This is a genomic window from Streptomyces sp. DS1-CR2 (assembly GCF_055760475.1).
Map to the genome: position 1 here is coordinate 2,511,091 of NZ_CM147085.1, position 22,655 is coordinate 2,533,745.

Consider the following 22,655-nt stretch of genomic DNA (forward strand, 5'->3'; position numbering starts at 1 on the left):
GTGGCGGCATGGCAGGATTGCGCGCCGTGAGCAGCGAGGACGGCTGGCCGGACGTGCCCGGCGACACGGCCCTGACGATTCGGGTCCCGGAGGCGGACGCCGTCGTGCGGGCGCCGTTCCCGGCCCACGTCACGGTGCTGTACCCCTTTCTCCCCGCCGCGCGGATCACGCCGGAGGTCCACGCCGAGTTGTCGGCGCTGTTCGCGGACCGGGCCCCGTTCGACCTGACGTTCGCGGAGTTCCGCCGCTACCCGGGTGTCCTCTATCTCCCGCCCGCTCCCGAGGACCCCGTCCACGCCCTCACGAAGTCCTTGCGGGAGCGCTGGCCGGAGGCGGTCCCCTACCGGGGCGTGTTCGGGCCGGACGGTCTGGAACCCCACCTCACGCTCGCGAACGACGAGGGACCCGAGACGTACGAGGCGGCGTACGACGCGCTGGAGCGGGAACTGCGACCCATGTTGCCGGTGACGGCGCGCGTCGGGTCGGTGCGACTGATCGTGACGGACGGGCGGGTGTGGGAGGACAAGGCTGTGTACGAGCTGGGGCGCTCACCCGCACAGCCTGCACCCCTGATCCCGCCCGCCCAGCCTGTACGGCCGGCTTCGCCCGCTCAGCTCCTGCGCGCGGAGTCGACGGCGCTCTCCAGGAGGAGCTGAGTCCGGTCGACCACGTCGGCCAGGTCGCCCGACGCCCCTTCGAGCAGGCTGTGCACGCCCAGCAGCCCCGCGCGCTCCAGGAGCCGCTTCTCGTTGGTGACCCAGGCGCCGCGCGCGGCGAGTACGGCGTGGGCGGCCGACATCGCGGCCACGGCGACCGCTCCGTACACCTCGGCCCTGCCGCCCTGGGGCGCGTTGTTGGCCTTGGCGTAGTGCAGCGTGCCCAGGGCGCGTCCCCACCACATCTCGGGGGCAGCCCGCCGCAGGGCCGCGGGATAGCCGGCGGGCCTGGGCACCGTACCGCTCAGCACTTGGTTGACGGCGAGCTCGGCGACAACGAGGTAGGTCGGGATCCCGGCCAGATGGAACATCAGGGGCTCCCAGCGGACGCGCCCCCGCCCGGCGTCGGCCAACTCCCGTTCCACCACATCGAGATCGCGGTAGTGGACGTCGACGCGACGCCCGTCGACAGTCAGCCAGGCCCCGCCGTTGAAGACCCCGCCACCCCACCCACCGATCTCGGAGACCTCCCCCTCCCACCCGACGCCCCGCAGGTCGTCCGGCTGGAAATCACCCCGGTAGTAGATCGCGAAGTCCCAGTCGCTGTCGGGTCGTTGAGTGCCCTGAGCCCGCGATCCGCCGAGCGCTACGCCCCGCGCACCGGGAAGCGCGGCGAGCCGCTCGGCAACGTGCTCGAGGAAAACGGCATCGGTCATGGCTTCGGGTGCGGCAGGCATGGGTCCACGCTATCGACGGCGCCGGAGGAGGGTCGACTCCATTACGGGTGTCCAGGGCGCGCACTTGGGGGCGGACGCGTACATGACGGAGAATCGCTCGTACGCATACGCGTTGCGTGCCCGCCGGACAAGGAGTTCTGTGCCAGCCGGACCCACCCGACCCACCCGTTCCGTGATCGGTGCTGCCGGTACTCGCCCCTGCACCCTCGTGGTGTGCAGGGGCTGCTGCTGCGGCAACACGGCGAAGTACCCCGGCTACGACCACGCGTGGCAGCTGGAGCGGCTGCGGGCCGCGGCCGACTCCTCCGGCGGGCGGGTCGCCGTGCGGGTGACGGACTGCCTGGGCCCCTGCGACCAGGCGAACGTCTTGGTCGTGCAGCCGTCGGGCGAGGGCCGGCGGCGCGGCGGGCGCCCCGCATGGGTGGGCTGGTCGATGGGGGACGACGCGACGGACGAGATCCTGCGCTGGGCCGAGGCGGGCGGCCCCGGGGTCGCCCCGGCCCCGGCCGCTCTGGAGCTCCAGTTCATCGAGACCCCGGGCGAACGGACCCGCCGCCGCACGCGCCGCTGACGGCGGCGCCCGACGGCTGCACGGAAGCCGGGGAAGGCCATCGACGGGATGGGCGGCGAGCCGCTCCAGATCGGCGCGGAGCCTGTCCATCGGGCCGCCGACTTCGGCTTGCAGGGCACTGGCGTCCATGGCGTCCATACGCCTCGCTGTCCGACGACTGGCCTTGAGATGCATGCCATTTTGTCCGGATAATCCGTCGGGGTGGCGTGTGGCGTCCGGGTGACTCGCCGGATCGGGGCAATCCGGGACTAAGGTCGAGGCATGGCTTCGGATACTGCTTCGGATACTGCCTCGGATTCCGGTTCGGGCACTGGTTCGGATACGGCTTCGAACGCGTCGGCGGCGCGGGCGGCCACTCCCGGCGCCGGTGAGAGCGTGCGGATCGACAGCTGGATCTGGTCCGTGCGGCTGGCCAAGACGCGCTCGGCGGGCGCGACGGCATGTCGGGGCGGGCATGTGAAGATCAACGGCGAGCGCGTGAAGGCCGCCCACAACGTGCGCGTGGGCGACGAGGTGCGGGTGCGCCAGGCCGGCGGCCACGAGCGGGTCGTGATCGTGAAGCGCCTGATCCGCAAGCGCGTGGGCGCCCCGGTGGCCGTCGAATGCTATGTGGACAACAGCCCGCCGCCCCCGCCGCGCGCGGCCGTCGCCCCCGTGGCCATCCGCGACCGCGGCGCGGGCCGCCCGACGAAGCGGGACCGCAGGGACATGGACCGGCTGCGTGCGACGTTCGGTGCGGGCCCCGTACCCCCGGCCGAGCACGACGGAAACGAACGCGACAAAGGCTGACCCCGTACGTCGACGGGATCAGCCTCTGGCCGCGCGGGTCACGCCCGGCGCTTGACCAGGCGGACCAGATCCGCGTTGCTCCGGCGCCGTGTCCACGCGAGCAGCGCCAGCGGGACGATCAGGACGAGCGGCGTCGCCGCGTTCTCCCCGTCGAAGTAGGACATCTGCACGACGAACGCGCCGGCCATCAGCGCGCCCAGCGCGATCGGGGCGACCCCGGAGAGCACCGGCACCAACAGGGCGATTCCACCGGCCAGTTCGAGGACGCCGATGACGTACATCGCCGCGCTCCCCCACCCGATCGTGTCGAACGACTCGACCGCTGACGGGTGCGCGATCAGCTTGGGCAGGGCGCTCGCGACGCCGTAGAACAGCGCGAGCAGCACCGTGAGCGTGCGCAGCGCGATACGGGCGGCGCGCGCCCTGCCGGCGGCCGGGGCGGAGGTGACGGAGACGGCGGAAGCGGCGGTCGTGACGGGGGCGGTGGTCTCGGACATGGGGTGCTCCTCGGTGAGTCGGCGCCGGGCCTCGCTGTCCGGCTGTCACAGAGGTAGACGGCGGCAGCCCGGGCAACTCATCGGTCGCCCGGCACCCTATGCAAGCACCGCCCGGACCCACACCTGGTCGTCCGTGAGGTACTGGTCGACCTTCAACCCGGCCTGCGCGAGCGCCTCTTCGAACTGCTCCTGCGTCAGGGGACGCGCCAGGAACGTGTGCGTCCAGGCCGCGTCGGGGAACTCGTACTCCGCACGGACCGAGTTCACCCCGTCCCCCACGGGCTCCGCGGACACGATGCGGACCGTGAAACCGCTCGGGTCCACGCGCTCGCGCGGCAGGTTCGTGTGATAGTCCGGGCCCTCGCGCTGGATCAACACACAGCCATTGACGGCGACATGACGCCGACAGGTGTCGAGCAGCCCCTGCCGCACCGCCACGTCCCCGGCATGCACGAGGAACGACGCGAGCAACACCACGTCGAACGTCCCGCCCGCCTCCAGCGACTCGACCGGCGAACAGATCGTCCGCGCCCCGCGCACCCGCTCCAGCATCTCGGCGGACTCGTCCACGGCCGTGACCGTGAAGCCACGCTCGATGAGGGGGTGCGTCATCCGGCCGACGCCACTGCCCAGTTCGAGAATGCTCGCTCCCGCGGGCACGGCCGCGGCGATGATGTCGGGCTCGTCCCCTACGGGCAGGCGCGCGTACAGATCGACCGCGCAGCCGTCCGGCGTGATGGCGCCGGGTCCCGTCCCTCCGTATCCCTCACGCATCTCAAGGCTCATGTCCTTTCAACGAGCCGTCCTGGGGCGGCAGTTCCCGACCACGGCAATGGGAACCAGCCATGCCCTCCGTACCAGTGCCCGCCGCTCCGCAGATGGTCGCCGACGGCCCGTTCGACGCTCGTACGGCGCGGCAGGGTCTCGACGGGGAGACGGGGGTCACCGAAGACGAAGCCGACCGGGCCCTCGTCGTCGGGTTCCGTGTCCTCCCAGGACGTGCGAAATCGTTCCTGGAAGCGCACCAGGTTGGAGTCCTTCGGCAGCTGGTCCTTCAGCTGAGGGTCGAGGAGCCAGGAGTGGCAGACGGCGGCGTCGTAGCGCTCCTCGGGGTAGTACCGCGCGAAGAACTCCCCGGCCAGGGCCAGGGACCGGTCGCACGCGCGCGGGGAGAGCGGCCACGGAAGTCGGGGATGTGGAGGTTCATGCACTCCACCTCACCTTTTCAGGGAACGGTGCGCCGCGCGAGAGGCCGGACGTACCCGACGCCTTCGCCCGTGACGAGGCACCCTGGAGGGGGTGCCCCTTCACGGGCGGAGGTGGTGACGATGCGTACGGGCAGTGAACCCGCGACCGCGCGCAGTGCTCTGCGTGCCCGGCTGTGGCTCAGTATCTGGGGTCTGGCCTGGACTATCTTCGGCACGGTCGCGTTCATCCTCACGGATCGCCCGTGGTGGGCGTTCGCGTGCGGGGTGCTGTGGCTGATCGTGACCGTCGACCTCTTCATGATCACCCGCCACATCCGGCAGGGCCCGCACTACCAGCCGGGCCCCGACGTACCGCCCTACGATCCCCCGCGCGTACCGCCCTACAATCCCCCGGACGACAAGTCGTAGACCGCCCTGGAACTCCCTGGAACTCCCTGGAAGCCCCTAGGGGGCCTCGAAAGCGGCCGCGGCCACGTAGTCAGGCTGCGGATCGAGCGCCGCTGCCAGCCGGAAATGGCGCCTCGCCTGGTCCGGCCGCGCCGCACGCTGATAGGTGCGGGCGAGCGCGAAGTGTGCGAACGCGTTGTCCGGCTCGCGCTCCAGGACGATGGTGAACTCGAGCTCGGCCGCGCGCAGTTGGGCCGCCGCGAAGAACGCGCGGGCGCGCAGCAGCCGCGCCGCCGTGTTCTCGGGGTGGGCCGCGATGACCGGGTCGAGCAGTTTCACCGCGCCTCGCGGGTCACGCGCCGCGAGCAGATGCTCAGCGGCACGGAAGTCGATGACATGCGTCTCCGGGTTGGAGTGGGGCACAGCGGTCTCCCTCCTTCGTCGTCCACGTCAACGGCGTGGACTGTCGGCCCTATTCCTCCCCCGTAACACCCCGACGTACGTACGTCCGACCGCTCTGAAGGCTCAGCCCCAGGTCACGGTGAGTACCGCGCCGAGCACGGCCAGCGCCACACCCGCGGCCACGAACACCCAGTCGAGGGCGGCCCGCTCGCCGCCGATGAGCACGGTCTCACGCGGGTCGTCGACGTCGTACGCGATGCCGACGTGGCCGCCCGCCGGCAGCGGGAGCCGTCGGGTGGGCGGCACAGGGGACGTCACCTCGACGACGCGGCCGTCGTGCGTCTCGAACTGCAGCAGGGGTCGCTCGGAACCCGCCTGCGGGGGTTTCACGAGTGCCTGGGTGACGCGTCCGGCCTCGCTGATCCGCCGGGTCCGCCGCAGCCCGTACGCCCCGGCGAGGATCGCCACCAGGCCGCCGAGAAACGTGAACGCCGCCAGTACGACCACGCCCGTCCCCCTTCTAGGCCGCGGACGCCCGTTGTGCGAGGTCCGCCCAGACGGCGTCGACCCGCCGGTGCAGCTCGTCGAGCGGTACGTCGTTGTCGATCACGATGTCGGCGATCTCCAGGCGCTTGTCGCGGGTGGCCTGGGCGGCCATGCGGGCGCGAGCGTCCTCCTCGCTCATACCGCGCAGGCGCACGAGACGGTCGAGCTGGGTCTCGGGGCTCGCGTCGACGACGATCACGAGATCGTACAGCGGTGCGAGGCCGTTCTCGGCGAGCAGCGGTACGTCGTGCACGACGACGGAGTCACCGGTGGCGGCGGCTTCGAGTTCGGCGGAGCGGGCGCCGACCAGTGGGTGCACGATCGAGTTGAGGACGGCGAGACGGTCCGCGTCGGCGAACACGATCGCGCCGAGCGCGGGCCGGTCCAGCGAGCCGTCCGGGGCGAGCACGTCGCTCCCGAACGCCTCGACGACCGCGGCGAGTCCGGGAGTTCCGGGCTCCACGACCTCCCGCGCGATGCGGTCCGCGTCGATCAGTACGGCCCCGTGCGCCACGAGCAGCCGGGACACCTCGCTCTTGCCGGCACCGATTCCGCCGGTCAGACCCACCTTCAGCATGCGGGCAGCTTAGGCGAGGCCCCCACTGCTGACCACAGCCCCTATGCGTCGCCCTCGCGTTCGGCGAGGAACTTCTCGAACTCGAGGCCGATCTCGTCGGCGGACGGGATGTCGGTCGGTTCGGCCAGCATGTTCCCGCGGCTCTCGGCGCCCGCGGCAGCGTCGTACTGGTGCTCAAGTCCCTGGACGAGCGCGACGAGTTCCTCGTCGCCCTCCTGGATCTGCCGGTCGATCTCCGTCTGCGTGCGGTACGCCTCCGTGCGCAGCCCGTGCGCCACCGAGGGCAGCACGAGGCCGGTCGCCGCCGTGATGGCTTCGAGGACGGTGAGCGCGGCGTCGGGGTACGGCGAGCGCGCGATGTAGTGCGGGACATGCGCGGCGACACCGAGTACGTCGTGTCCGGCCTCCATGAGGCGGTACTCGACGAGGGACTCCGCACTGCCGGGGACCTGCGCCTCGTCGAACGGGCTGCGGTGGCCGGGGACGAGCTCGGTCCGGTTACCGTGCGGCGTGAGGCCCACGGGCCGTGTGTGCGGGACGCCCATCGGGATTCCGTGGAAGTTGACCGCGAGGCGCACGCCGAGCCGCTCGACGATTTCCTTCACGGCGGCGGCGAAACGCTCCCACTCGACGTCCGGCTCGGGGCCGGAGAGCAGCAGAAAGGGGGCGCCCGTGGCGTCCTGGACGAGCCGCACCTCAAGGGCGGGCACGTCGTAGTCCGACCAGCGGTCGCGCCGGAAGGTGAGCAGCGGGCGGCGGGCCCGGTAGTCGACGAGCCGGTCGTGGTCGAACCGCGCCACGACCTGGTGCGGCAGCGAGTCGAGGACACGGTCCACGATCTGGTCGCCGGTCTCACCCGCGTCGATGTATCCGTCGAAGTGGTAGAGCATGACCAGTCCGGCCGACTCCTGGGCGAGCGCCATGTCCACCACGGCCAGGCCCTTCGGCTCCCATGCGTACAAACCCTGCGGATCAAGCACTGTGACCGCTCCTCCTCGTGTTCGTTAGGGGAACGCGCCGTAGGGCGCGGGCATTCCCTCCCCGCGCCCCTCACAGACACCTCTTAGCTGTCGCGTGTCCCTACGCGGCCAGCGCGCGCGTGTGGAGCCTGGTGACTGCCCTGCGGGCGGAGGTGAACGCCCCGTGCTGCCATGCGTCCGTGTAGCTGAGCCAGTCCCCGGCGAAGTAGACGCGGCCTGTGGGTTCGTTGAGCGGCTTGTAGCGGGGGTCGTCGGGGCCGCCGGGGGTGTCGTGCCAGGCGGCTTCGAGGTGCGGGGTCTGGCGCCAGTGATGCGAGAAGGAGGAGGCGAGTTCGGTGCGGTACTTCTCGCCGTAGATCTTCACGCCGGCGGCCACGGCACGCTTCTCGCGCTCGCCCGGTGTGAGCTTGGCGTACGAGTCGGCGTCGCCGTCGTAGTTGTAGTAGCCGACGAGTACGCCACGCTCGCCGTGGAAGCCGTAGGAGGGGTGCCAGATGTGGGTGACGTCGAGGTCGGTCTCGGTGATGCCGCCGTAGATCTTGTGGTCGAGCTCCCACCAGCGGGACCGGTACTCCAGGCCGATCTTGCCCGCGGACTGCGGGGTGATGGCCTCCAGTGCGGACTGCACGCCGGAGCCGAGGTTGTGCGGGATTTTCGCGAGGATGTTGGGCGGCAGCGCGCCGACGCAGTAGTCGGCCTCGACGGCACTCGTCCTGCCGCCCTGCGTGTAGGTGACGGTGACTCCGCCCGCCGTCTGAGTGATCCTGCTGACGACGGCTCCCGTACGCACCTTGTGCGCACCGATCGCGCGCGTCAGCGCCTTCGGTATCTGGTCCATGCCACCCACGGGCTGGAACATCAGCATGGCCTGGTCGAAGCCGAACTCGAAGGAGAAGTACCGCCCGACGCCGCTGGCGAACACGTCCGACGCGGAGGGCACGTCGCCGAGCATCACTCCGGGTGTCCCGGTGGCGGCCGGGACGGTGCTGTAGCCGCGGCGCTCTGAGCCCTCGTAGGCGAGCTTGTCGCCGAGGTCCCCGAAATCCTTGAGGAACTCCATGAGGCGGTCCTGGTCGGAGGCGGTGAGTTCCTTGTCGAGAGCGCCCTTGTCGGTGGCCTTGGCGAGCAACTCCGATACGTAGCCGTACACATCGGCCTTGGCCGTGCGGTAGCGCACGGGCGCGGTCATGCCGGCGGACTCGTTGTAGAGATAGGCATCGGCGTTCGTGTTCGTGAACACCTCGACGGGGACACCGAGTTCGCGGCAGTAGTCGAGGGTGACCATCCACTGGGGCAGCCGCGCGGGCCCGGCATTCAGGTACTGGCCCTGTGCGAAGCGCGCCGTCTGCCGGTTGCCGTACAGGTCGACGGTGCTGTCGCCGCCGCGCACCGTGAAGTTGCGGCCGCCGGTGCGGTCCCTTGCCTCCAGGACCGTACAGTCGTAGCCCGCCTTGCCGAGTTCGTACGCCGTCGCGAGTCCGGCGATGCCGCCGCCCACGACGACGACCTTGCCGGCGCCGCGGCCGGTGAGCGTGAAGTCGCCCGACTTCGGTGCGCTGTAGGCCTGTTCGCGGGAGGCGGCCTGCGCGGTGGGGGCGAGGCCGAGGGCTCCCATGGTGGCGAACATCGCGCCCGCGCCACCGCTCACCCCGACGTTGCGCAGGAAGGCCCGGCGGCTCGAGCCCGCCTCCGGTCGCTGCTGTACTGCCATGCTGACGGCTCCCCTCACGATCTTGAGTGTCCGGGGATCCTTGCAACGGCCTGTTACGGCACAGGAGTTATTCGTGTATCTCCCACGTTTCCCTCCCCGCACAGCCCTTTGGTCCAGACCTTGACGCAGTCATGCCACGCCTCTACGTTCATATGCGCACCTAGGATTCATGTACAAGAACACCTTTTCGCACGAACCGACGGGAAGGCACCCCCCCACATGCGCATCCGTTCCGCGCTCCTGCCCGCTCTGACCGCCTCCGTGCTCGTCGCCGGAGCCGCCACGGCCCTCGCGACGCCCGCCGCCGGAGCCGCCCAGGTCATCGAGGTCTCCACCGCGGCGCAGCTCAAATCGGCGCTCACCGCGGCCGCCCCCGGCGACACGATCCATCTCGCCGACGGCACGTACACGGGCAACTTCCAGACGTCGATCGCCGGGAGTTCCGGCTCGCGCATCACCCTGACCGGCTCCGCGAAGGCGGTCCTCACGGCGGGCGGCGGCTACGGCCTGCATCTGAACGGCGCCTCGTACTGGACGGTCCAGGGCATCACCGTCACCGGCGGCCAGAAGGGCATCATGATCGACTCGGCGAACGGCGTCGTCGTCGACACGGTCACCGTCCACGGGCTCGACATGGAGGGCGTCCACTTCCGCAACTCCAGCACGGACGGGACGATCAAGAACTCGCGGATCTACGACACCGGCAACGACGGCCGCGGCATGGGCGAGGGCGTCTACGTCGGCACAGCCGGCGGAACCTCGGACAAGAGTGACCGCATCCAGATCACCGGCAACACGATCGGCCCGGACGTCGGCGGCGAGAACGTCGACATCAAGGAGGGCACGACGGGCGCGCGGATCGTGGGCAACACGTTCGACGGCAGCGGCCTGACCGGGGCCAACTTCGACGACTCCTGGGTCGACGTGAAGGGCAACGACGTCCTGGTCGAGAACAACGAGGGCAGCGCCACGACGAACACCGGCTACGAGACACACACCCAGCAGTCCGGCTGGGGCTGCGGCACGGTCTTCCGCTCCAACACGTCGGACCTGCGCGGCGCGACGGGCGACAAGCAGCTGGCGATCAACGTGACGAACGCCGGCGGAAGCTGCGTGACGACGGTCTACAGCAGCAACACGGTCACCGGCGGCAAGGGCCTGACGAACGTACCGGTCACTCCATAGGAAACGCCGGCGGACACAGAGAAGCGGGCCCGCACCCAAAGGGTGCGGGCCCGCTCAACTACTTACCGGAACCCGGAGGGTTCAGGTCAGCTCTGACCACCGGCCAGCTTCTCACGGAGCGCGGCGAGCGCCTCGTCCGAAGCAAGCGCGCCGGAGCTGTCGTCCGACTCCGAGGAGTACGAACCGCCGCCGCCACCGGACGCAGCCGGGGCGCCGGCCGGAGCGGCAGCACCCTCGGCCTCGGCCTGGGCGTCGGCCTCGCGGGACTTGATGACCTGAGCCTGGTGCTGCTCGAAGCGCTGCTGCGCCTCGGCGTACTGGGTCTCCCAGGCCTCGCGCTGGGTCTCGTAGCCCTCGAGCCAGTCGTTGGTCTCGGGGTCGAAGCCCTCGGGGTAGATGTAGTTGCCCTGGTCGTCGTACGACGCGGCCATGCCGTACAGGGTCGGGTCGAACTCGACCGCCGACGGGTCGGCACCGAAGGCCTCGTTGGCCTGCTTCAGCGAGAGGCTGATGCGGCGACGCTCGAGGTCGATGTCGATGACCTTGACGAAGATCTCGTCGTTGACCTGGACGACCTGCTCCGGGATCTCCACGTGGCGCTCGGCCAGCTCGGAGATGTGGACCAGACCCTCGATGCCCTCGTCCACGCGGACGAACGCGCCGAACGGAACCAGCTTCGTGACCTTGCCGGGGACGACCTGGCCGATCTGGTGCGTACGGGCGAACTGCTGCCACGGGTCTTCCTGCGTCGCCTTCAGCGACAGGGAGACACGCTCGCGGTCCATGTCGACGTCGAGGACCTCGACGGTGACTTCCTGGCCGACCTCGACAACCTCGGACGGGTGGTCGATGTGCTTCCAGGACAGCTCGGAGACGTGCACGAGACCGTCGACGCCACCCAGGTCCACGAAGGCACCGAAGTTGACGATCGAGGAAACGACGCCGGAGCGGACCTGACCCTTCTGGAGGGTCGTGAGGAACGTCTGGCGGACCTCGGACTGGGTCTGCTCGAGCCAGGCACGGCGGGACAGGACCACGTTGTTGCGGTTCTTGTCCAGCTCGATGATCTTGGCCTCGAGCTCCTTGCCCACGTAGGGCTGGAGGTCGCGGACGCGGCGCATCTCGACGAGGGAAGCCGGCAGGAAGCCACGGAGGCCGATGTCGAGGATGAGACCACCCTTGACGACCTCGATGACGGTACCGGTGACGATGCCGTCTTCTTCCTTGATCTTCTCGATCGTGCCCCAGGCACGCTCGTACTGAGCGCGCTTCTTGGACAGGATCAGACGGCCTTCCTTGTCCTCCTTCTGGAGAACCAGGGCCTCGATCTCGTCGCCGACCTTGACGACCTCGTTCGGGTCGACATCGTGCTTGATCGAGAGCTCACGGCTCGGGATCACGCCTTCGGTCTTGTAACCGATGTCGAGCAGGACCTCGTCCCGGTCGACCTTCACGATGACGCCGTCGACGATGTCGCCGTCGTTGAAGTACTTGATCGTCTCGTCGATCGCGGCGAGGAAGGCTTCCTCGTTACCGATGTCGTTGACCGCTACCTGCGGGGTGGTGGCGGTGGTCTCGGTGCTGCTCGTCATGTGGGTAAGGGCTCCGGTACGGACATTGAAGTCGTAGGTACTGCTACGCCGGGAGCCCGTGATCGCACTGCAGAAGGCCGGACAGCTCAGGAAGCGCCAATCCCGGAGGGGGCGCCTCGATTACCGAGGGGACATACATACAGATGCGAGCGCAGCCTGCTACGTCTGAGGAGCGCAGGCTCGCAGCGCAACTTGTAGCATACGGGGGCAGCCGGACAGGGTCAATGCGCGAAGCCGCACACCCGGGGCGAAATTCGCATACCCGGCACAAAACCTGTCGCACGAGGCCATGGGCCGCTCGGCACTCTGCCGCGACGGGTTGAACGGAAGAGTACGACTAGGGAGCCCATCATCCAAGAGCCCGAACCGTTCGAGCCCGAAGCCACCCGGCGCGATGCCGACGTCACGGAGAGTTCCCGTGCCAATCGTGGCTGGTGGGACAGGAACGCGGACGACTACCAGGTCGAGCACGGCACGTTCCTCGGAGATGACCGCTTCGTGTGGGGGCCCGAGGGTCTCGACGAGGTGGAGGCCGAGCTGCTCGGCCCTCCGGAGGACCTGAAGGGCAAGGTCGTCCTGGAGATCGGCGCGGGCGCGGCGCAGTGCTCGCGCTGGCTCGCCGCGCAGGGCGCGCACCCCGTCGCGCTCGACCTATCGCACCGGCAGCTCCAGCACGCGCAGCGCATCGACGGCGGTGCGGTGCCGCTGGTGGAGGCGGACGCGGGCGCGCTGCCGTTCGCGGACGGCTCCTTCGACCTGGCCTGCTCGGCGTACGGCGCGCTCCCCTTTGTCGCCGATCCGGTGCGGGTGCTCCGGGATGTGCACCGGGTGCTGCGGCCCGGCGGCCGGTTCGTGTTCTCGGTGACGCATCCGATCCGCTGGGCGTTCCCGGACGAGCCGGGTCCGGAGGGGCTCTCCGTAGCGGCCTCCTACTTCGACCGCACCCCTTATGTGGAGCAGGACGACGAGGGGCGCGCCGTATACGTGGAACACCACAGGACGGTCGGTGACCGGGTGCGGGACATCGTGGCCGGCGGGTTCCGTCTGGTGGACCTCGTCGAGCCGCAGTGGCCGGCATGGAACACGCAGGAGTGGGGCGGCTGGTCCCCGCTGCGCGGAAACCTGATCCCGGGGACGGCGATCTTCGTGTGCGAGCGAAGCTAGATCCAGAGGGGGCACCCCCGGCCGAAGTCCCCCAGCCTCCGGCCGGAGGTGCCCCCGGGGAGAGACTGAGCATGTGATCCGTAACGACGCTCTGGACCTGCCTGTACGCAGTGCACTGCCCGGCCTGCGCGATGCCCTCGACGGGCCCGCGGCGCCGGGCAGCGCCGTTCTCGTGGCGCCGCCGGGGACCGGCAAGACGACCCTGGTGCCGCTGGTGCTCGCCGGGCTCGTCGGTGACGGGCCCGCGCGGCGTGTCGTCGTCGCGGAGCCGCGGCGGATCGCGGCGCGGGCCGCGGCGCGGCGGATGGCGTGGCTGCTCGGCGAGGAGGCCGGCGAGAGCGTCGGCTACACGGTGCGCGGTGAGCGGGTGATGGGGCGCCACGCGCGCGTGGAGGTCGTCACGACGGGTGTGCTCCTGCAACGGCTCCAGCGCGACCAGGAGCTGACGGGCGTGGATGTCGTCATGCTCGACGAGGTCCACGAGCGGCATCTGGACGCGGACACGGTCGCGGCGTTCCTGTGCGACGTGCGCGAGACGCTGCGGCCCGAGCTTCGGCTGGTGGCGGCGTCGGCGACGACGGACGCGCAGGGCTGGGCGCGGCTGCTCGGCGGGGCGCCCGTGGTCGAGGCCGAGGGAATCTCGTATCCCGTGGAGACGGCGTGGGCGCCGCCCGCGCGTCCGGTACGGCCGCCGCACGGGATGCGGGTGGATCCGGCGTTGCTCACGCACGTGGCGGCGGTGGTGCGGCGCGCGCTGCGGGAGCAGAGCGGGGATGTGCTGTGTTTCCTGCCGGGGGTCGGTGAGATCGCGCGCGTGGCCGGGCAGTTGGGCGCGCTGGGTGATGTGGATGTGCTTCAGGTGCACGGGCGGGCGCCGGCCGCGGTGCAGGACGCAGTGCTCTCGCCCGGCGCGCGGCGGCGGGTGGTGCTCGCGACGTCCGTGGCCGAGTCGTCGCTGACGGTTCCGGGTGTGCGGGTCGTCGTGGACTCGGGGCTCGCGCGGGAGCCGCGGGTGGACCACGCGCGCGGGCTGAGCGCCCTGACGACCGTACGGGCCTCGCAGGCTGCGGGGCGGCAGCGGGCGGGGCGTGCCGGGCGCGAGGCTCCCGGCGTGGTGTACCGGTGCTGGACGGAGGCGGAGGACGTGCGGCTGCCTCGGTTCCCCGCGCCGGAGATCAAGGTGGCGGACCTGACGGCGTTCGCGTTGCAGGCGGCGTGCTGGGGCGATCCGGACGCCTCGGGCCTCGCGCTCCTGGACGCTCCGCCGGCCGGGGCGATGGCGGCGGCCCGGTCCGTCCTGACGGCGATCGGGGCGGTCGGGGCGGACTCGGGCCGGGCCACGGAGCGCGGCGCGCGCCTCGCGGGCCTCGGCCTGCATCCGCGCCTGGCCCGCGCCCTCCTCGACGCGACCCCGCTGGTGGGCGCTCGCCGCGCGGCCGAGGTGGTCGCCCTCCTGAGCGAGGAGCCGCCCCGCGACTACGGCGACGATCTGGCCGCCGCGTGGCGCACCGCGCGCCGGGGCGCCGACGCGTACGCCGCGCGCTGGAAGACGGAGGTACGGCGGCTTACGGGGGCGGCAGGGGCCGGATCGGAGCGAACCGCCGGGCAGGCCCCGGTGCGCGATGCCGGGACCGGGGTCCTGTCCGAGGACCGGGTCGCCGGCATCGTCGCCGCGCTCGCCTTCCCCGAGCGGGTGGGGCGTGGGCGCGACGGCGAGTATCTGATGGTGTCCGGTACCCGGGCCGCGCTCGCGGAGGGGTCACGACTGCGGGGCGCGCCGTGGATCGCCGTCGCGGTCGCCGACCGGCCTGTGGGCGCCGGGCACGCGCGCGTGCGGCTCGCCGCGGTCGTCGACGAGGAGGTCGCGCTGCGTGCCGCGGCGCCGCTGCGTACCGAGGGGGACGAAGTGGCGTGGGCCGACGGCGAGTTGGTGGCGCGGCATGTCGAGCGGCTCGGCGCGGTGGAACTCGCCGTGCGCCCGCTGAAGGAGGCCGCCCCCGCTCTCGTACGGGAGGCGCTGAAGGAAGGACTGCGGCGGGAGGGGTTCTCTCTGCTGCGGTGGTCTCGGGAGGCCGGGGAGCTGCGGGAGCGGCTCGCGTTCCTGCACCGGACGCTGGGCGCGCCCTGGCCCGACGTGTCGGACGACGCGCTGCACGCGCGCGTGGACGAGTGGCTGGAGCCGGAGCTCGGCAAGGCGCGGCGCCGGTCCGATCTGGGCCGGATCGACGCGGGCCAGGCGCTGCGGCGGCTGCTCCCCTGGGCGAGCGGTGACGCGGCCCGCCTCGACGAGCTGGCGCCTGAGCGTCTTGAGGTGCCGAGCGGGTCCAGGATCCGGATCGACTACGCGAACCCCGAACAGCCCGTACTGGCCGTGAAGGTGCAGGAGATGTTCGGGCTGCACGAGTCGCCGCGCGTGGCCGGTGTGCCGGTCCTGGTGCATCTGCTGTCCCCCGCGGGGCGGCCCGCGGCCGTGACCGCGGATCTCGCCTCCTTCTGGCGCGAGGGCTACCGGGCGGTGCGCTCCGAGCTGCGCGGCCGGTACCCGAAGCATCCGTGGCCCGAGGATCCGGCGGGCGCGGTCGCGACGCGGCACACGAGCGCGCGGCTCAGGCGCTGACGGGTTCCGGCTCGTGCTCCGGGGCGGCCTCGGGCTCGCCCGGGCGGCGGCCGCGGGCCTCCAGCCACAGGGAGAGCGCGAGCAGGAGCAGGCCGAGGACGAAGAAGCCCCACGGCAGGTACGAGGTGAGCAGGACGACCAGGACGCGGTTGGACTTGACGAGGTCGACCGTCGACCTGATGTAGTCCTCGCGCATCTTCACGTGGCCCTTGAAGACCGTCACCTTGTCGCGGCCTCCCAGGAGCGTGCCGCCGCGGAGTTCGTTGTTCTGGATCTCCTCGCCGTAGACGGGGGCGCCGGTGACCGGCTCGACCCAGAACTTGCGGACCGTGCTGTACCAGCGGGTGGTGCCGGTCTTGGCGACGGACTCCGGTGTGATGCCCTTGACCGGCATCGTCTTGGGGAGGGGAACCTTCGTCCAGGGGATGGTCTGTTCGAAGTAGTAGACCTTCACGCCGCGGAACGTCTGGGTCCCCTTGTAGTGGATGGGCCGGGTGATGCGGGCCTGGGCGTCGTAGTACTCGTAGTCCCGCTTCTCCGTGAGGAAGGGCCACTTGAACTCGATGCCGTCGCGCCTGACCTTGTCGCCGTCGACGGTCTCGGCGTACTTGCCCGTGGGGTGGACGGGTGCCTGGCTGTGGGCGTCGAAGACGTAGCGTTCGGGGACCTGGGAGACCATCTTGCCGTCGGGTCCGACGACGTAGGAAAGGGAGTCCCAGACGACGACGTCGCGGCCCGCGCTCTTCTCGACCTGTTCGGAGGCCTCCACGTTGCCCTTGAGCGTCTGGACGATCGTGACCTTGGGGACCTTCTTCGCCTGCATCGAGCCGTAGTCGAGGAGGGTCGGGTTCTTCGCCTCCAGGACGGCGGTCTGGTACTGGCCGGCCGGGATCTTCGCGAGGCGCGGGAACGCGTACCAGCGCATCAGCGGGGACATCGCCGTGCAGAACACGGCGAGGGCGAGCAGGATCAGGCTGGCCTTGCGGCGCATCGCGCGGCCTCCTCGGCGGGTCAGGGGTGCTTGGGGACGGTGGTCAGCAGCGGTTTGGGCGAGGTCTCGCCGGGCGGGGAGCCGATCGCCGAGATCGTGATGACGAGGGCGAGCGCCACGGCCAGACCGGTCGCGGCGGCGATCAGGGCACGCATGCAGCCTCCCGGCGGATCACCGGATCTGGAATCTGATAGAGCGTCAGGGCTGGGGCACCGTAGCAACGCGCGGCCGAGATGAGAACACGTTGCACAACAGCGCCGCCCCCTCGGCCGGTGAGCGGCGAGGGGGCGGCGCGGGTGCTGCTGATACGGCTTGTGCCGTACGGGAGTTACGTCGCCGAGGGCGAGGCGGACGGGGTTGCCGTGGCGCCGGCCGCGGTGACCTTCAATTCGATGGTGAGGGTCGCGCCGCCGGTGGTGTTGATGCGGAGCAGGAACGTGCCGGTGGCGTCGTCCGCGTAGATCCTCGGCAGCTGGAGGCGGCCGTCGCCGTCGGTCTTGAGGCCCTTGAGGGTGCGGATCGCCTTGCCGTCCGCGTCCTTGAAGTAGGGGCCCTTGTCGTTCTCGGCCGCGTCGTCCTTGGACTTGATCAGCGTGGCCGTGGTGGCGACCCCGTCGGCGGCGTCGCCCTTGTACGTGGCCTTGACCTGGACCGGGTCGGCGAACTGGCCGCCGGCCTCGCAGGTCAGCTCCGTGTCGCCGGTCCTGGTGAGGGCGTCGGCCTGGCGCGCGGAGACGGTCGCCGTGTAGTCGAGGCCGGGCAGCTTGCGGTCGACGACGGTGGCGCGGACGGTGAACTCGCCGGTGTCCTCGCCCGCCCTCAGCGGCGGCGCCGTGGCCTTGCCGGTGCTGTCGGTGACAACGGTGACGGTCTTGAAGCCGCCGCTGAAGGCCAGATCCGTGTCGCCGACGACGGTGAGCTTCACCTTGACCGTGCCGACGCCTTTGCCCGCGGCGTTCTCCGTGCGCACGGCGACGCGTTCGGCGAAGGCGTCGCCGGCGGTCGCGGCGAGTTTGCCCGTGCCGGCGTCCTCGATGTGCGCGACCGTCTCGGCGGGCGTGGGCGGTGTGGGGCTCGTGGAGCCTCCGCCGCCCGGCTTCGACGGGTCGGTGCCCGGGGAGCCGCCCGGGTTGCCGGGCTTCGACGGCTCGGAGGGCTTGGGCGGCTTGGATGTGCCGGGGGACGGGCTGGTCGTGCCGGGGCTGCTCGGCGAGGGCGAAGGGCTGGGGCCGCCGTCGCTGCGGTCGCCGGGCTGGACTCCGGTGCCGTCCGGGACCTCGTGGGTGCCCTTGCGGTAGAACTCGAGCCACGACAGGACCGTGTTGAGGTATTCCTGCGAGTGGTTGTAGCTCAGGATCGCCGCGTTCAGGCCGGCGCTGCGGGACAGGTCGCGGTCGCCGCGGCACAGGTAGTGGCCCGCGGCGAGAGCCGCGTCGTAGATGTTGTTGGGGTCCTTCTTACCGTCGCCGTTGCCGTCGCGGCCGGACCACTCCCAGGTCGACGGGATGAACTGCATGGGGCCGACGGCCCGGTCGTGCGTCATGTCCCCGTCGTAGGCGCCGTTGTCCGTGTCGGTGATCCTCGCAAAGCCGTTGCCGTCGAGGACCGGGCCGAGGATCGGCTTGAGCGTCGTGCCGTTCGCGTCGACGTTGCCGCCGCGGGCCTGGCCCGACTCGACCTTGCCGATCGCGGCGAGCAGCTGCCAGGGGAGGTTGCAGCCCGGCTTGGTCGCGGCGAGCTCCGCCTCGGCCTTCTTGTACGCGTCGAGAACGGTGGCGGGGATACCGTCCTCACCCGAGCCCGTACCCGTACCTCCCGGGCCGCCGGTGCCCGTACTGGGCGGCGCGGTGGGGCTGTTGAGGGGCGGCAGGTCGGTGTAGTACGGGGAGTTGCCGGTCGCCGAGTCGCCGGGCGGGGGCGTCGCGTCGGCCGTGGAGTGCCCGCCGTTCTGCGCGGTGGTGAAGCCGGGCGCCTGGGACGCGGAGAGTGCCGCCACGGCGGCAGCCGCCACAGCGGTCGTCATCGCCGACCTGCGCAACCGCTTTCCGAATAGCGCCGCCATGCCGTGAGCCCCTCCGATTGCCGACCGTTTCCGGGTCCGTCCACGCTCCCCAGCGTGGAGTGACCCAGGCGACACTACGACAACTTCCCGCGCGCAGACACCTGTTCGTGCCCGAATTTCGCCGGTTGGCCATGTACGCGTTACCGCGATCGCCACGGGCCATACTGAGCGCCGCGTACGCACCGCATCATCAAGTACCGTCCGAGGGGGACCTCTTGCCGTTCACGATCAGCCATGCCGCGGCCGTGCTGCCGGCCGTCCGCCGCGACGGCACGGGGCGCGGCGCGCTCGTACCGTCGCTGCTGGTGGCGGGCTCGTTCGCGCCTGACGTGACGTACTTCGCGGCGAGTGCGGTGCCGGGGGCGATGGAGTTCGGGGACTTCACCCACTCCTTCCCGGGCGTCTTCACGATCGACGTGGCCATCGCTGCGGTACTGGTCGGCCTGTGGCGCCTGCTGCGGGAGCCGGTGATCGCGCTGCTGCCGGGGCGGGTGCGGGGGCGGGTTCTTGTGGTGGCGCGGGGTGCGGGCGGCGCTCGGGGCGGCGTCGCGTCCGGCGCTTTCGCGTGGGAGCGGCGGCCGGTGGCCGCGGCGTGGTGGTGGTACGTGTCCGCCGTCCTCGGCGCGGCGACGCACGTGGTGTGGGACGCGTTCACGCATCTCGACCGGTGGGGCATGCGCGTGTTCCCGGTCCTCGGCGAGAGGATCGCCGGCTCCCCTCTCTACTGGTACGCGCAGTACGGGGGTTCGGCGGTCGCGCTCGTCGTGATCGCGCTCTTCGTGATGTCGGCGGTGCGCCGTGTCCCCTCGTCGGCCGCCGCCGACGCCCGCGCCGCGCTGCCTCAGCTCTCGGTGCGCGAGCGGTGGGTGGCGGCGCTGGTGATCGGCGGGTGCGTGGCGGTGGCCGCGGGGGTACGGACGGTGCGCTGGTGGACGTACTGGGGCGCTGTCGCCAAGCCGTGGGAGATCATCCCGACCCTGTGCTTCGGCGGGGGCGCGGGCCTCGTACTCGGCCTGGTCGTGTACGCGCTTCTCGTGCGGGGGCGTCGAGGAGCGGCCGATCGCGGTGAGGCGCCGGCTCCGGTGACACAAGAACGGTGAACAGGGTCGTGAAGCAGGTAAGGGGCGGAGCCTATGGGCCCCGCCCCTTACCTGAACTCCCGTCCGGACTCCCGTCCGCCGGAGGCTAGTGCGCCGCGGACTCCCAGTCCGGGCCCACGCCCACCGACACGTCCAGCGGCGCCCGCAGCTGCACGGCCCCGGCCATCTCGCGCCGGACCAGCTCCTCCGCCGCCGCGGCCTCGCCCGGGGCGATCTCCAGGACGATTTCGTCATGGACCTGGAGCAGCAGCCGGGACGTGAGCTTCGCGTCCTTGAGCGCCTTGTCCACGTTCAGCATGGCGATCTTGACGATGTCGGCGGCCGTGCCCTGAATGGGAGCGTTGAGCGCCATGCGCTCGGCCATCTCACGGCGCTGGCGGTTGTCGCTGTTGAGGTCCGGCAGATACCGGCGGCGGCCGAGCATCGTCTCGGTGTAGCCCGTGGCGCGCGCCTCGTCGACGACGCGGCGCAGATAGTCGCGCACGCCGCCGAACCGCTCGAAGTACGTGTCCATGAGGACCCGCGCCTCGCCCGGCTCGATGTTCAGCTGCCCGGACAGGCCGAACGCGGACAGGCCGTAGGCGAGCCCGTACGACATGGCCTTGATCTTGCGGCGCATCTCCGCGTCGACGGCGGATCGCCCGACGCCGAAGACCTGCGCGCCGACCGTGGTGTGCAGGTCCTCGCCCGAGGTGAACGCCTCGAGAAGGCCCTCGTCCTCGGAGAGGTGCGCCATGACGCGCAGCTCGATCTGGCTGTAGTCCGCGGTCATGAGCGACTCGAAGCCCTCGCCGACGACGAAGCCGCGGCGGATGGCGCGGCCCTCGTCGGTGCGGACCGGGATGTTCTGCAGGTTCGGGTCGGTCGAGGAGAGCCGGCCGGTCGCGGCCACGGTCTGGTTGAACGTCGTGTGGATGCGGCCGTCCGCGGCGATCGTCTTGATGAGGCCCTCGACGGTGACGCGCAGCTTCGCCTGCTCGCGGTGGCGCAGCATGATCACGGGGAGTTCGTGGTCGGTCTGCGCGGCCAGCCAGGCGAGCGCGTCCGCGTCCGTCGTGTACCCGGTCTTCGTCTTCTTCGTCTTGGGCAGGTCGAGCTCGCCGAAGAAGACTTCCTGGAGCTGCTTGGGCGAGCCGAGGTTGAACTCGTGGCCCACGGAGGCGTGCGCCTCCTTCACCGCCTGCTGGACGGCGCCCGCGAACATCTGCTCCATGGTCTCCAGATGGGCGCGGTCGGCGGCGATGCCGTGCCGCTCCATGCGGGCGAGGAGCGTGGACGTGGGCAGCTCGACGTCCTTGAGGAGGTCGGCCGCGCCGACTTCCCGGAGCTTCCCGCCGAAGGCCTCGCCGAGGTCGAGGATGGCGCGGGCGTGCACCATGAGCGCGTCGGCCTCGGCCTGGTCGTCGTCCTCCGTACCGAAGGCGAGCTGTCCGTCGGCCGCCGCCGGGGCGAGCTCACGGCCGAGGTACTCCAGGGTCAGCGCGTCGAGCGCGAAGGAGCGGCGGCCGGGCTTGACCAGGTACGCGGCGAGCGCCGTGTCCATGGTGACGCCGTCCACGGTCCAGCCGTGCTCGGCGAAGACCCGCATGACACTCTTCGCGTTGTGCAGGACCTTGGGCTTCGCGACGTCGGCGAGCCAGGCCGCGAACGCGTTCTCGTCGGCCTCGTCGAGCTGGGTGGGGTCGAACCAGGCGGCGGCTCCCCCGGCGCCGGCGAGCGCCACCTCGGTGACGGATCCCGTGCCGAGCGTCCAGGTGTCGACGGTGGCGAGACCGAGGACCGCGTCGCCGTGCTCGGCGAGCCACGGGGCCACCTCGCCCGCACCGAGCACCGAGCCGTCGACGTCGACGCCCGGCTCGGCGGGCGCCTGTTCGGCCTGCTCGGCGCCCGGGTCGACGGCGAGGAGCCGCTCGCGCAGCGACGGGTTACGGATCTCCAGGGTGTCCAGGATCATCGCGAGGGCCGTGCGGTCGTACGCGGTGCGCTCCAGGTCGTCGACCGTCTTGGGGAGCTCGACGTCGCGCACCATCTCGGTCAGCCGGCGGTTCAGCTTGACGGCTTCGATGTGGTCGCGGAAATTCTGCCCCGCCTTGCCCTTGACCTCTTCGGCGCGCTCCACGAGCTCGGCGAACGAACCGAACTGGTTGATCCACTTCGCGGCGGTCTTCTCGCCGACGCCGGGGATGCCCGGCAGGTTGTCCGACGGGTCGCCGCGCAGGGCCGCGAAGTCCGGGTACTGGGCCGGCGTGAGCCCGTACTTCTCCTCGACCTTCTCCGGCGTGAACCGGGTCAGCTCGGAGACGCCCTTCGTCGGGTAGAGCACCGTGACGTGGTCGCTGACGAGCTGGAAGGAGTCCCGGTCGCCGGTGACGACCAGGACGTCGAACCCGGCGGCCTCGGCCTGGGTGGCGAGCGTGGCGATGACGTCGTCCGCCTCGAACCCGTCGACCGCGAAGCGCGGTGTGTGCATCGCGTCGAGGATCTCGCCGATCAGCTCGACCTGGCCCTTGAACTCGTCCGGGGTCTTCGAACGGTTCGCCTTGTACTCCGTGAACTCCTCGGAGCGCCATGTCTTGCGCGAGACGTCGAACGCCACCGCGAAGTGCGTGGGCGCCTCGTCGCGCAGCGTGTTCGCCAGCATCGACGCGAAGCCGTAGATCGCGTTCGTCGGCTGTCCGGTCGCGGTCGTGAAGTTCTCCGCGGGCAGCGCGAAGAACGCGCGGTACGCCAGCGAATGCCCGTCCATGAGCATCAGCCGCGGCCGGCTGCCTGAGGTCGTCTTCTCGGTCTTCTTCGCTGCTGTCTCTGCCACGCCCCCGATCCTGCCACGCCCCACTGACAGTCCGGTCCGCCACGGGCCTCCGGCGAGGGCTGTCAGTCGTG

The 22,655-nt window shown here is 71.0% G+C and carries 21 protein-coding genes and 1 pseudogene; 8 read left to right on the forward strand and 14 right to left on the reverse strand.

Going from position 1 to position 22,655, the window contains the following annotated elements; all coding sequences use genetic code 11:
* Positions 1 to 26 precede the first annotated feature (26 nt).
* Positions 27 to 656, forward strand: a complete 630-nt coding sequence (locus tag ACY0PA_RS12420) for a 2'-5' RNA ligase family protein (RefSeq protein ID WP_473084677.1) — start codon at positions 27 to 29, stop codon at positions 654 to 656.
* Here ACY0PA_RS12420 and ACY0PA_RS12425 read toward each other — a convergent pair.
* Positions 611 to 1,393: a nucleotidyltransferase family protein gene (locus ACY0PA_RS12425; RefSeq protein WP_473084678.1), complete on the reverse strand. Its 783-nt coding sequence runs from the start codon at positions 1,391 to 1,393 to the stop codon at positions 611 to 613. The two genes, ACY0PA_RS12420 and ACY0PA_RS12425, sit on opposite strands and share 46 nt — an antisense overlap.
* Before the next feature lie 139 nt (positions 1,394 to 1,532).
* Between ACY0PA_RS12425 and ACY0PA_RS12430 the strand changes: the two genes are divergently transcribed.
* Both ACY0PA_RS12430 and ACY0PA_RS12435 read left to right on the forward strand, forming a co-directional pair.
* Positions 1,533 to 1,964, forward strand: a complete 432-nt coding sequence (locus ACY0PA_RS12430; RefSeq protein WP_473084679.1) for a (2Fe-2S) ferredoxin domain-containing protein — start codon at positions 1,533 to 1,535, stop codon at positions 1,962 to 1,964.
* A gap of 261 nt (positions 1,965 to 2,225) precedes the next feature.
* Positions 2,226 to 2,753 (forward strand): RNA-binding S4 domain-containing protein, encoded by a 528-nt coding sequence (locus tag ACY0PA_RS12435; protein WP_473084680.1) that lies wholly within the window; start codon positions 2,226 to 2,228, stop codon positions 2,751 to 2,753.
* Between the two features lie 38 nt (positions 2,754 to 2,791).
* Here ACY0PA_RS12435 and ACY0PA_RS12440 read toward each other — a convergent pair whose 3' ends face one another.
* The 3 genes and pseudogenes from ACY0PA_RS12440 to ACY0PA_RS12450 form a co-directional block, all read right to left on the reverse strand.
* Positions 2,792 to 3,250 carry a DoxX family protein gene (locus tag ACY0PA_RS12440; RefSeq protein WP_473084681.1) on the reverse strand — a complete coding sequence of 153 codons (459 nt, stop codon included), beginning with the start codon at positions 3,248 to 3,250 and terminating at the stop codon, positions 2,792 to 2,794.
* Positions 3,251 to 3,346: 96 nt separating this feature from the next.
* On the reverse strand, positions 3,347 to 4,036 hold the full coding sequence (locus tag ACY0PA_RS12445) for a class I SAM-dependent methyltransferase (RefSeq protein WP_473084682.1): 690 nt from the start codon (positions 4,034 to 4,036) through the stop codon (positions 3,347 to 3,349).
* Positions 4,033 to 4,460 (reverse strand): annotated as a pseudogene (locus ACY0PA_RS12450) (acyltransferase domain-containing protein); the annotation flags it as partial. The pseudogene ACY0PA_RS12450 and the gene ACY0PA_RS12445, both read right to left, overlap by 4 nt.
* A gap of 118 nt (positions 4,461 to 4,578) precedes the next feature.
* On the opposite strand from ACY0PA_RS12450, the gene ACY0PA_RS12455 reads away from it, so the two are divergent.
* Positions 4,579 to 4,866 (forward strand): DUF6343 family protein, encoded by a 288-nt coding sequence (locus tag ACY0PA_RS12455; protein WP_473084683.1) that lies wholly within the window; start codon positions 4,579 to 4,581, stop codon positions 4,864 to 4,866.
* A gap of 36 nt (positions 4,867 to 4,902) precedes the next feature.
* Here the strand turns inward: ACY0PA_RS12455 and ACY0PA_RS12460 are convergent, their stop codons facing one another.
* The 5 genes from ACY0PA_RS12460 to ACY0PA_RS12480 form a co-directional block, all read right to left on the reverse strand.
* Positions 4,903 to 5,268: a tetratricopeptide repeat protein gene (locus ACY0PA_RS12460; RefSeq protein ID WP_473084684.1), complete on the reverse strand. Its 366-nt coding sequence runs from the start codon at positions 5,266 to 5,268 to the stop codon at positions 4,903 to 4,905.
* A 102-nt stretch (positions 5,269 to 5,370) separates the two neighbouring features.
* The gene (locus tag ACY0PA_RS12465) at positions 5,371 to 5,754 is read right to left on the reverse strand and encodes a hypothetical protein (RefSeq protein WP_473084685.1); all 384 of its coding nucleotides are present in this window, start codon (positions 5,752 to 5,754) and stop codon (positions 5,371 to 5,373) included.
* A gap of 13 nt (positions 5,755 to 5,767) precedes the next feature.
* Complete coding sequence (gene coaE / locus ACY0PA_RS12470) at positions 5,768 to 6,370, reverse strand: dephospho-CoA kinase (protein WP_473084686.1); 603 nt, start codon at positions 6,368 to 6,370, stop codon at positions 5,768 to 5,770.
* Positions 6,371 to 6,411: 41 nt separating this feature from the next.
* Positions 6,412 to 7,350, reverse strand: a complete 939-nt coding sequence (locus tag ACY0PA_RS12475) for a PAC2 family protein (protein WP_473084687.1) — start codon at positions 7,348 to 7,350, stop codon at positions 6,412 to 6,414.
* Positions 7,351 to 7,450: 100 nt separating this feature from the next.
* Entirely contained in the window at positions 7,451 to 9,061 is a 1,611-nt protein-coding gene (locus ACY0PA_RS12480) for a flavin monoamine oxidase family protein (protein ID WP_473084688.1), read from the reverse strand.
* Between the two features lie 219 nt (positions 9,062 to 9,280).
* Between ACY0PA_RS12480 and ACY0PA_RS12485 the strand changes: the two genes are divergently transcribed.
* On the forward strand, positions 9,281 to 10,246 hold the full coding sequence (locus tag ACY0PA_RS12485) for a right-handed parallel beta-helix repeat-containing protein (protein WP_473084689.1): 966 nt from the start codon (positions 9,281 to 9,283) through the stop codon (positions 10,244 to 10,246).
* 86 nt (positions 10,247 to 10,332) lie between these two features.
* Here ACY0PA_RS12485 and rpsA read toward each other — a convergent pair whose 3' ends face one another.
* Positions 10,333 to 11,838 (reverse strand): 30S ribosomal protein S1, encoded by a 1,506-nt coding sequence (gene rpsA / locus ACY0PA_RS12490; protein ID WP_473084690.1) that lies wholly within the window; start codon positions 11,836 to 11,838, stop codon positions 10,333 to 10,335.
* Between the two features lie 351 nt (positions 11,839 to 12,189).
* Between rpsA and ACY0PA_RS12495 the strand changes: the two genes are divergently transcribed.
* Both ACY0PA_RS12495 and hrpB read left to right on the forward strand, forming a co-directional pair.
* Positions 12,190 to 13,002: a class I SAM-dependent methyltransferase gene (locus ACY0PA_RS12495; protein ID WP_473086301.1), complete on the forward strand. Its 813-nt coding sequence runs from the start codon at positions 12,190 to 12,192 to the stop codon at positions 13,000 to 13,002.
* A gap of 73 nt (positions 13,003 to 13,075) precedes the next feature.
* Complete coding sequence (gene hrpB, locus ACY0PA_RS12500; RefSeq protein WP_473084691.1) at positions 13,076 to 15,619, forward strand: ATP-dependent helicase HrpB; 2,544 nt, start codon at positions 13,076 to 13,078, stop codon at positions 15,617 to 15,619.
* On the opposite strand, the gene pgfA is transcribed toward hrpB, so the two are convergent.
* From pgfA to ACY0PA_RS12515, 3 genes are all read right to left on the reverse strand, one after another.
* Positions 15,609 to 16,610: a cell envelope lipid trafficking protein PgfA gene (pgfA, locus tag ACY0PA_RS12505; RefSeq protein WP_473084692.1), complete on the reverse strand. Its 1,002-nt coding sequence runs from the start codon at positions 16,608 to 16,610 to the stop codon at positions 15,609 to 15,611. The two genes, hrpB and pgfA, sit on opposite strands and share 11 nt — an antisense overlap.
* A 20-nt stretch (positions 16,611 to 16,630) precedes the next feature.
* A complete protein-coding gene (locus tag ACY0PA_RS12510; protein WP_107489191.1) occupies positions 16,631 to 16,765 on the reverse strand; it encodes an SPW_0924 family protein in 135 nt (44 codons plus the stop codon).
* Between the two features lie 173 nt (positions 16,766 to 16,938).
* The gene (locus tag ACY0PA_RS12515) at positions 16,939 to 18,672 is read right to left on the reverse strand and encodes a lytic transglycosylase domain-containing protein (RefSeq protein ID WP_473084693.1); all 1,734 of its coding nucleotides are present in this window, start codon (positions 18,670 to 18,672) and stop codon (positions 16,939 to 16,941) included.
* A 215-nt stretch (positions 18,673 to 18,887) separates the two neighbouring features.
* On the opposite strand from ACY0PA_RS12515, the gene ACY0PA_RS12520 reads away from it, so the two are divergent.
* Positions 18,888 to 19,772, forward strand: coding sequence for a DUF4184 family protein (locus tag ACY0PA_RS12520; protein WP_473084694.1), 885 nt, complete (start codon positions 18,888 to 18,890; stop codon positions 19,770 to 19,772).
* Between the two features lie 85 nt (positions 19,773 to 19,857).
* Here ACY0PA_RS12520 and polA read toward each other — a convergent pair whose 3' ends face one another.
* Positions 19,858 to 22,584 carry a DNA polymerase I gene (gene polA / locus ACY0PA_RS12525; protein WP_473084695.1) on the reverse strand — a complete coding sequence of 909 codons (2,727 nt, stop codon included), beginning with the start codon at positions 22,582 to 22,584 and terminating at the stop codon, positions 19,858 to 19,860.
* Positions 22,585 to 22,655 lie beyond the last annotated feature (71 nt).

Bases quoted from the DNA above. Each gene is read 5' to 3' on its own strand.
- ACY0PA_RS12425 (WP_473084678.1), bottom strand. From the start codon at position 1,393: ATGCCTGCCGCACCCGAAGCCATGACCGATGCCGTTTTCCTCGAGCAC.
- ACY0PA_RS12435 (WP_473084680.1), top strand. From the start codon at position 2,226: ATGGCTTCGGATACTGCTTCGGATACTGCCTCGGATTCCGGTTCGGGC.
- ACY0PA_RS12440 (WP_473084681.1), bottom strand. From the start codon at position 3,250: ATGTCCGAGACCACCGCCCCCGTCACGACCGCCGCTTCCGCCGTCTCC.
- ACY0PA_RS12445 (WP_473084682.1), bottom strand. From the start codon at position 4,036: ATGAGCCTTGAGATGCGTGAGGGATACGGAGGGACGGGACCCGGCGCC.
- ACY0PA_RS12455 (WP_473084683.1), top strand. From the start codon at position 4,579: ATGCGTACGGGCAGTGAACCCGCGACCGCGCGCAGTGCTCTGCGTGCC.
- coaE (WP_473084686.1), bottom strand. From the start codon at position 6,370: ATGCTGAAGGTGGGTCTGACCGGCGGAATCGGTGCCGGCAAGAGCGAG.
- ACY0PA_RS12480 (WP_473084688.1), bottom strand. From the start codon at position 9,061: ATGGCAGTACAGCAGCGACCGGAGGCGGGCTCGAGCCGCCGGGCCTTC.
- ACY0PA_RS12485 (WP_473084689.1), top strand. From the start codon at position 9,281: ATGCGCATCCGTTCCGCGCTCCTGCCCGCTCTGACCGCCTCCGTGCTC.
- rpsA (WP_473084690.1), bottom strand. From the start codon at position 11,838: ATGACGAGCAGCACCGAGACCACCGCCACCACCCCGCAGGTAGCGGTC.
- pgfA (WP_473084692.1), bottom strand. From the start codon at position 16,610: ATGCGCCGCAAGGCCAGCCTGATCCTGCTCGCCCTCGCCGTGTTCTGC.
- ACY0PA_RS12510 (WP_107489191.1), bottom strand. From the start codon at position 16,765: ATGCGTGCCCTGATCGCCGCCGCGACCGGTCTGGCCGTGGCGCTCGCC.
- ACY0PA_RS12515 (WP_473084693.1), bottom strand. From the start codon at position 18,672: ATGGCGGCGCTATTCGGAAAGCGGTTGCGCAGGTCGGCGATGACGACC.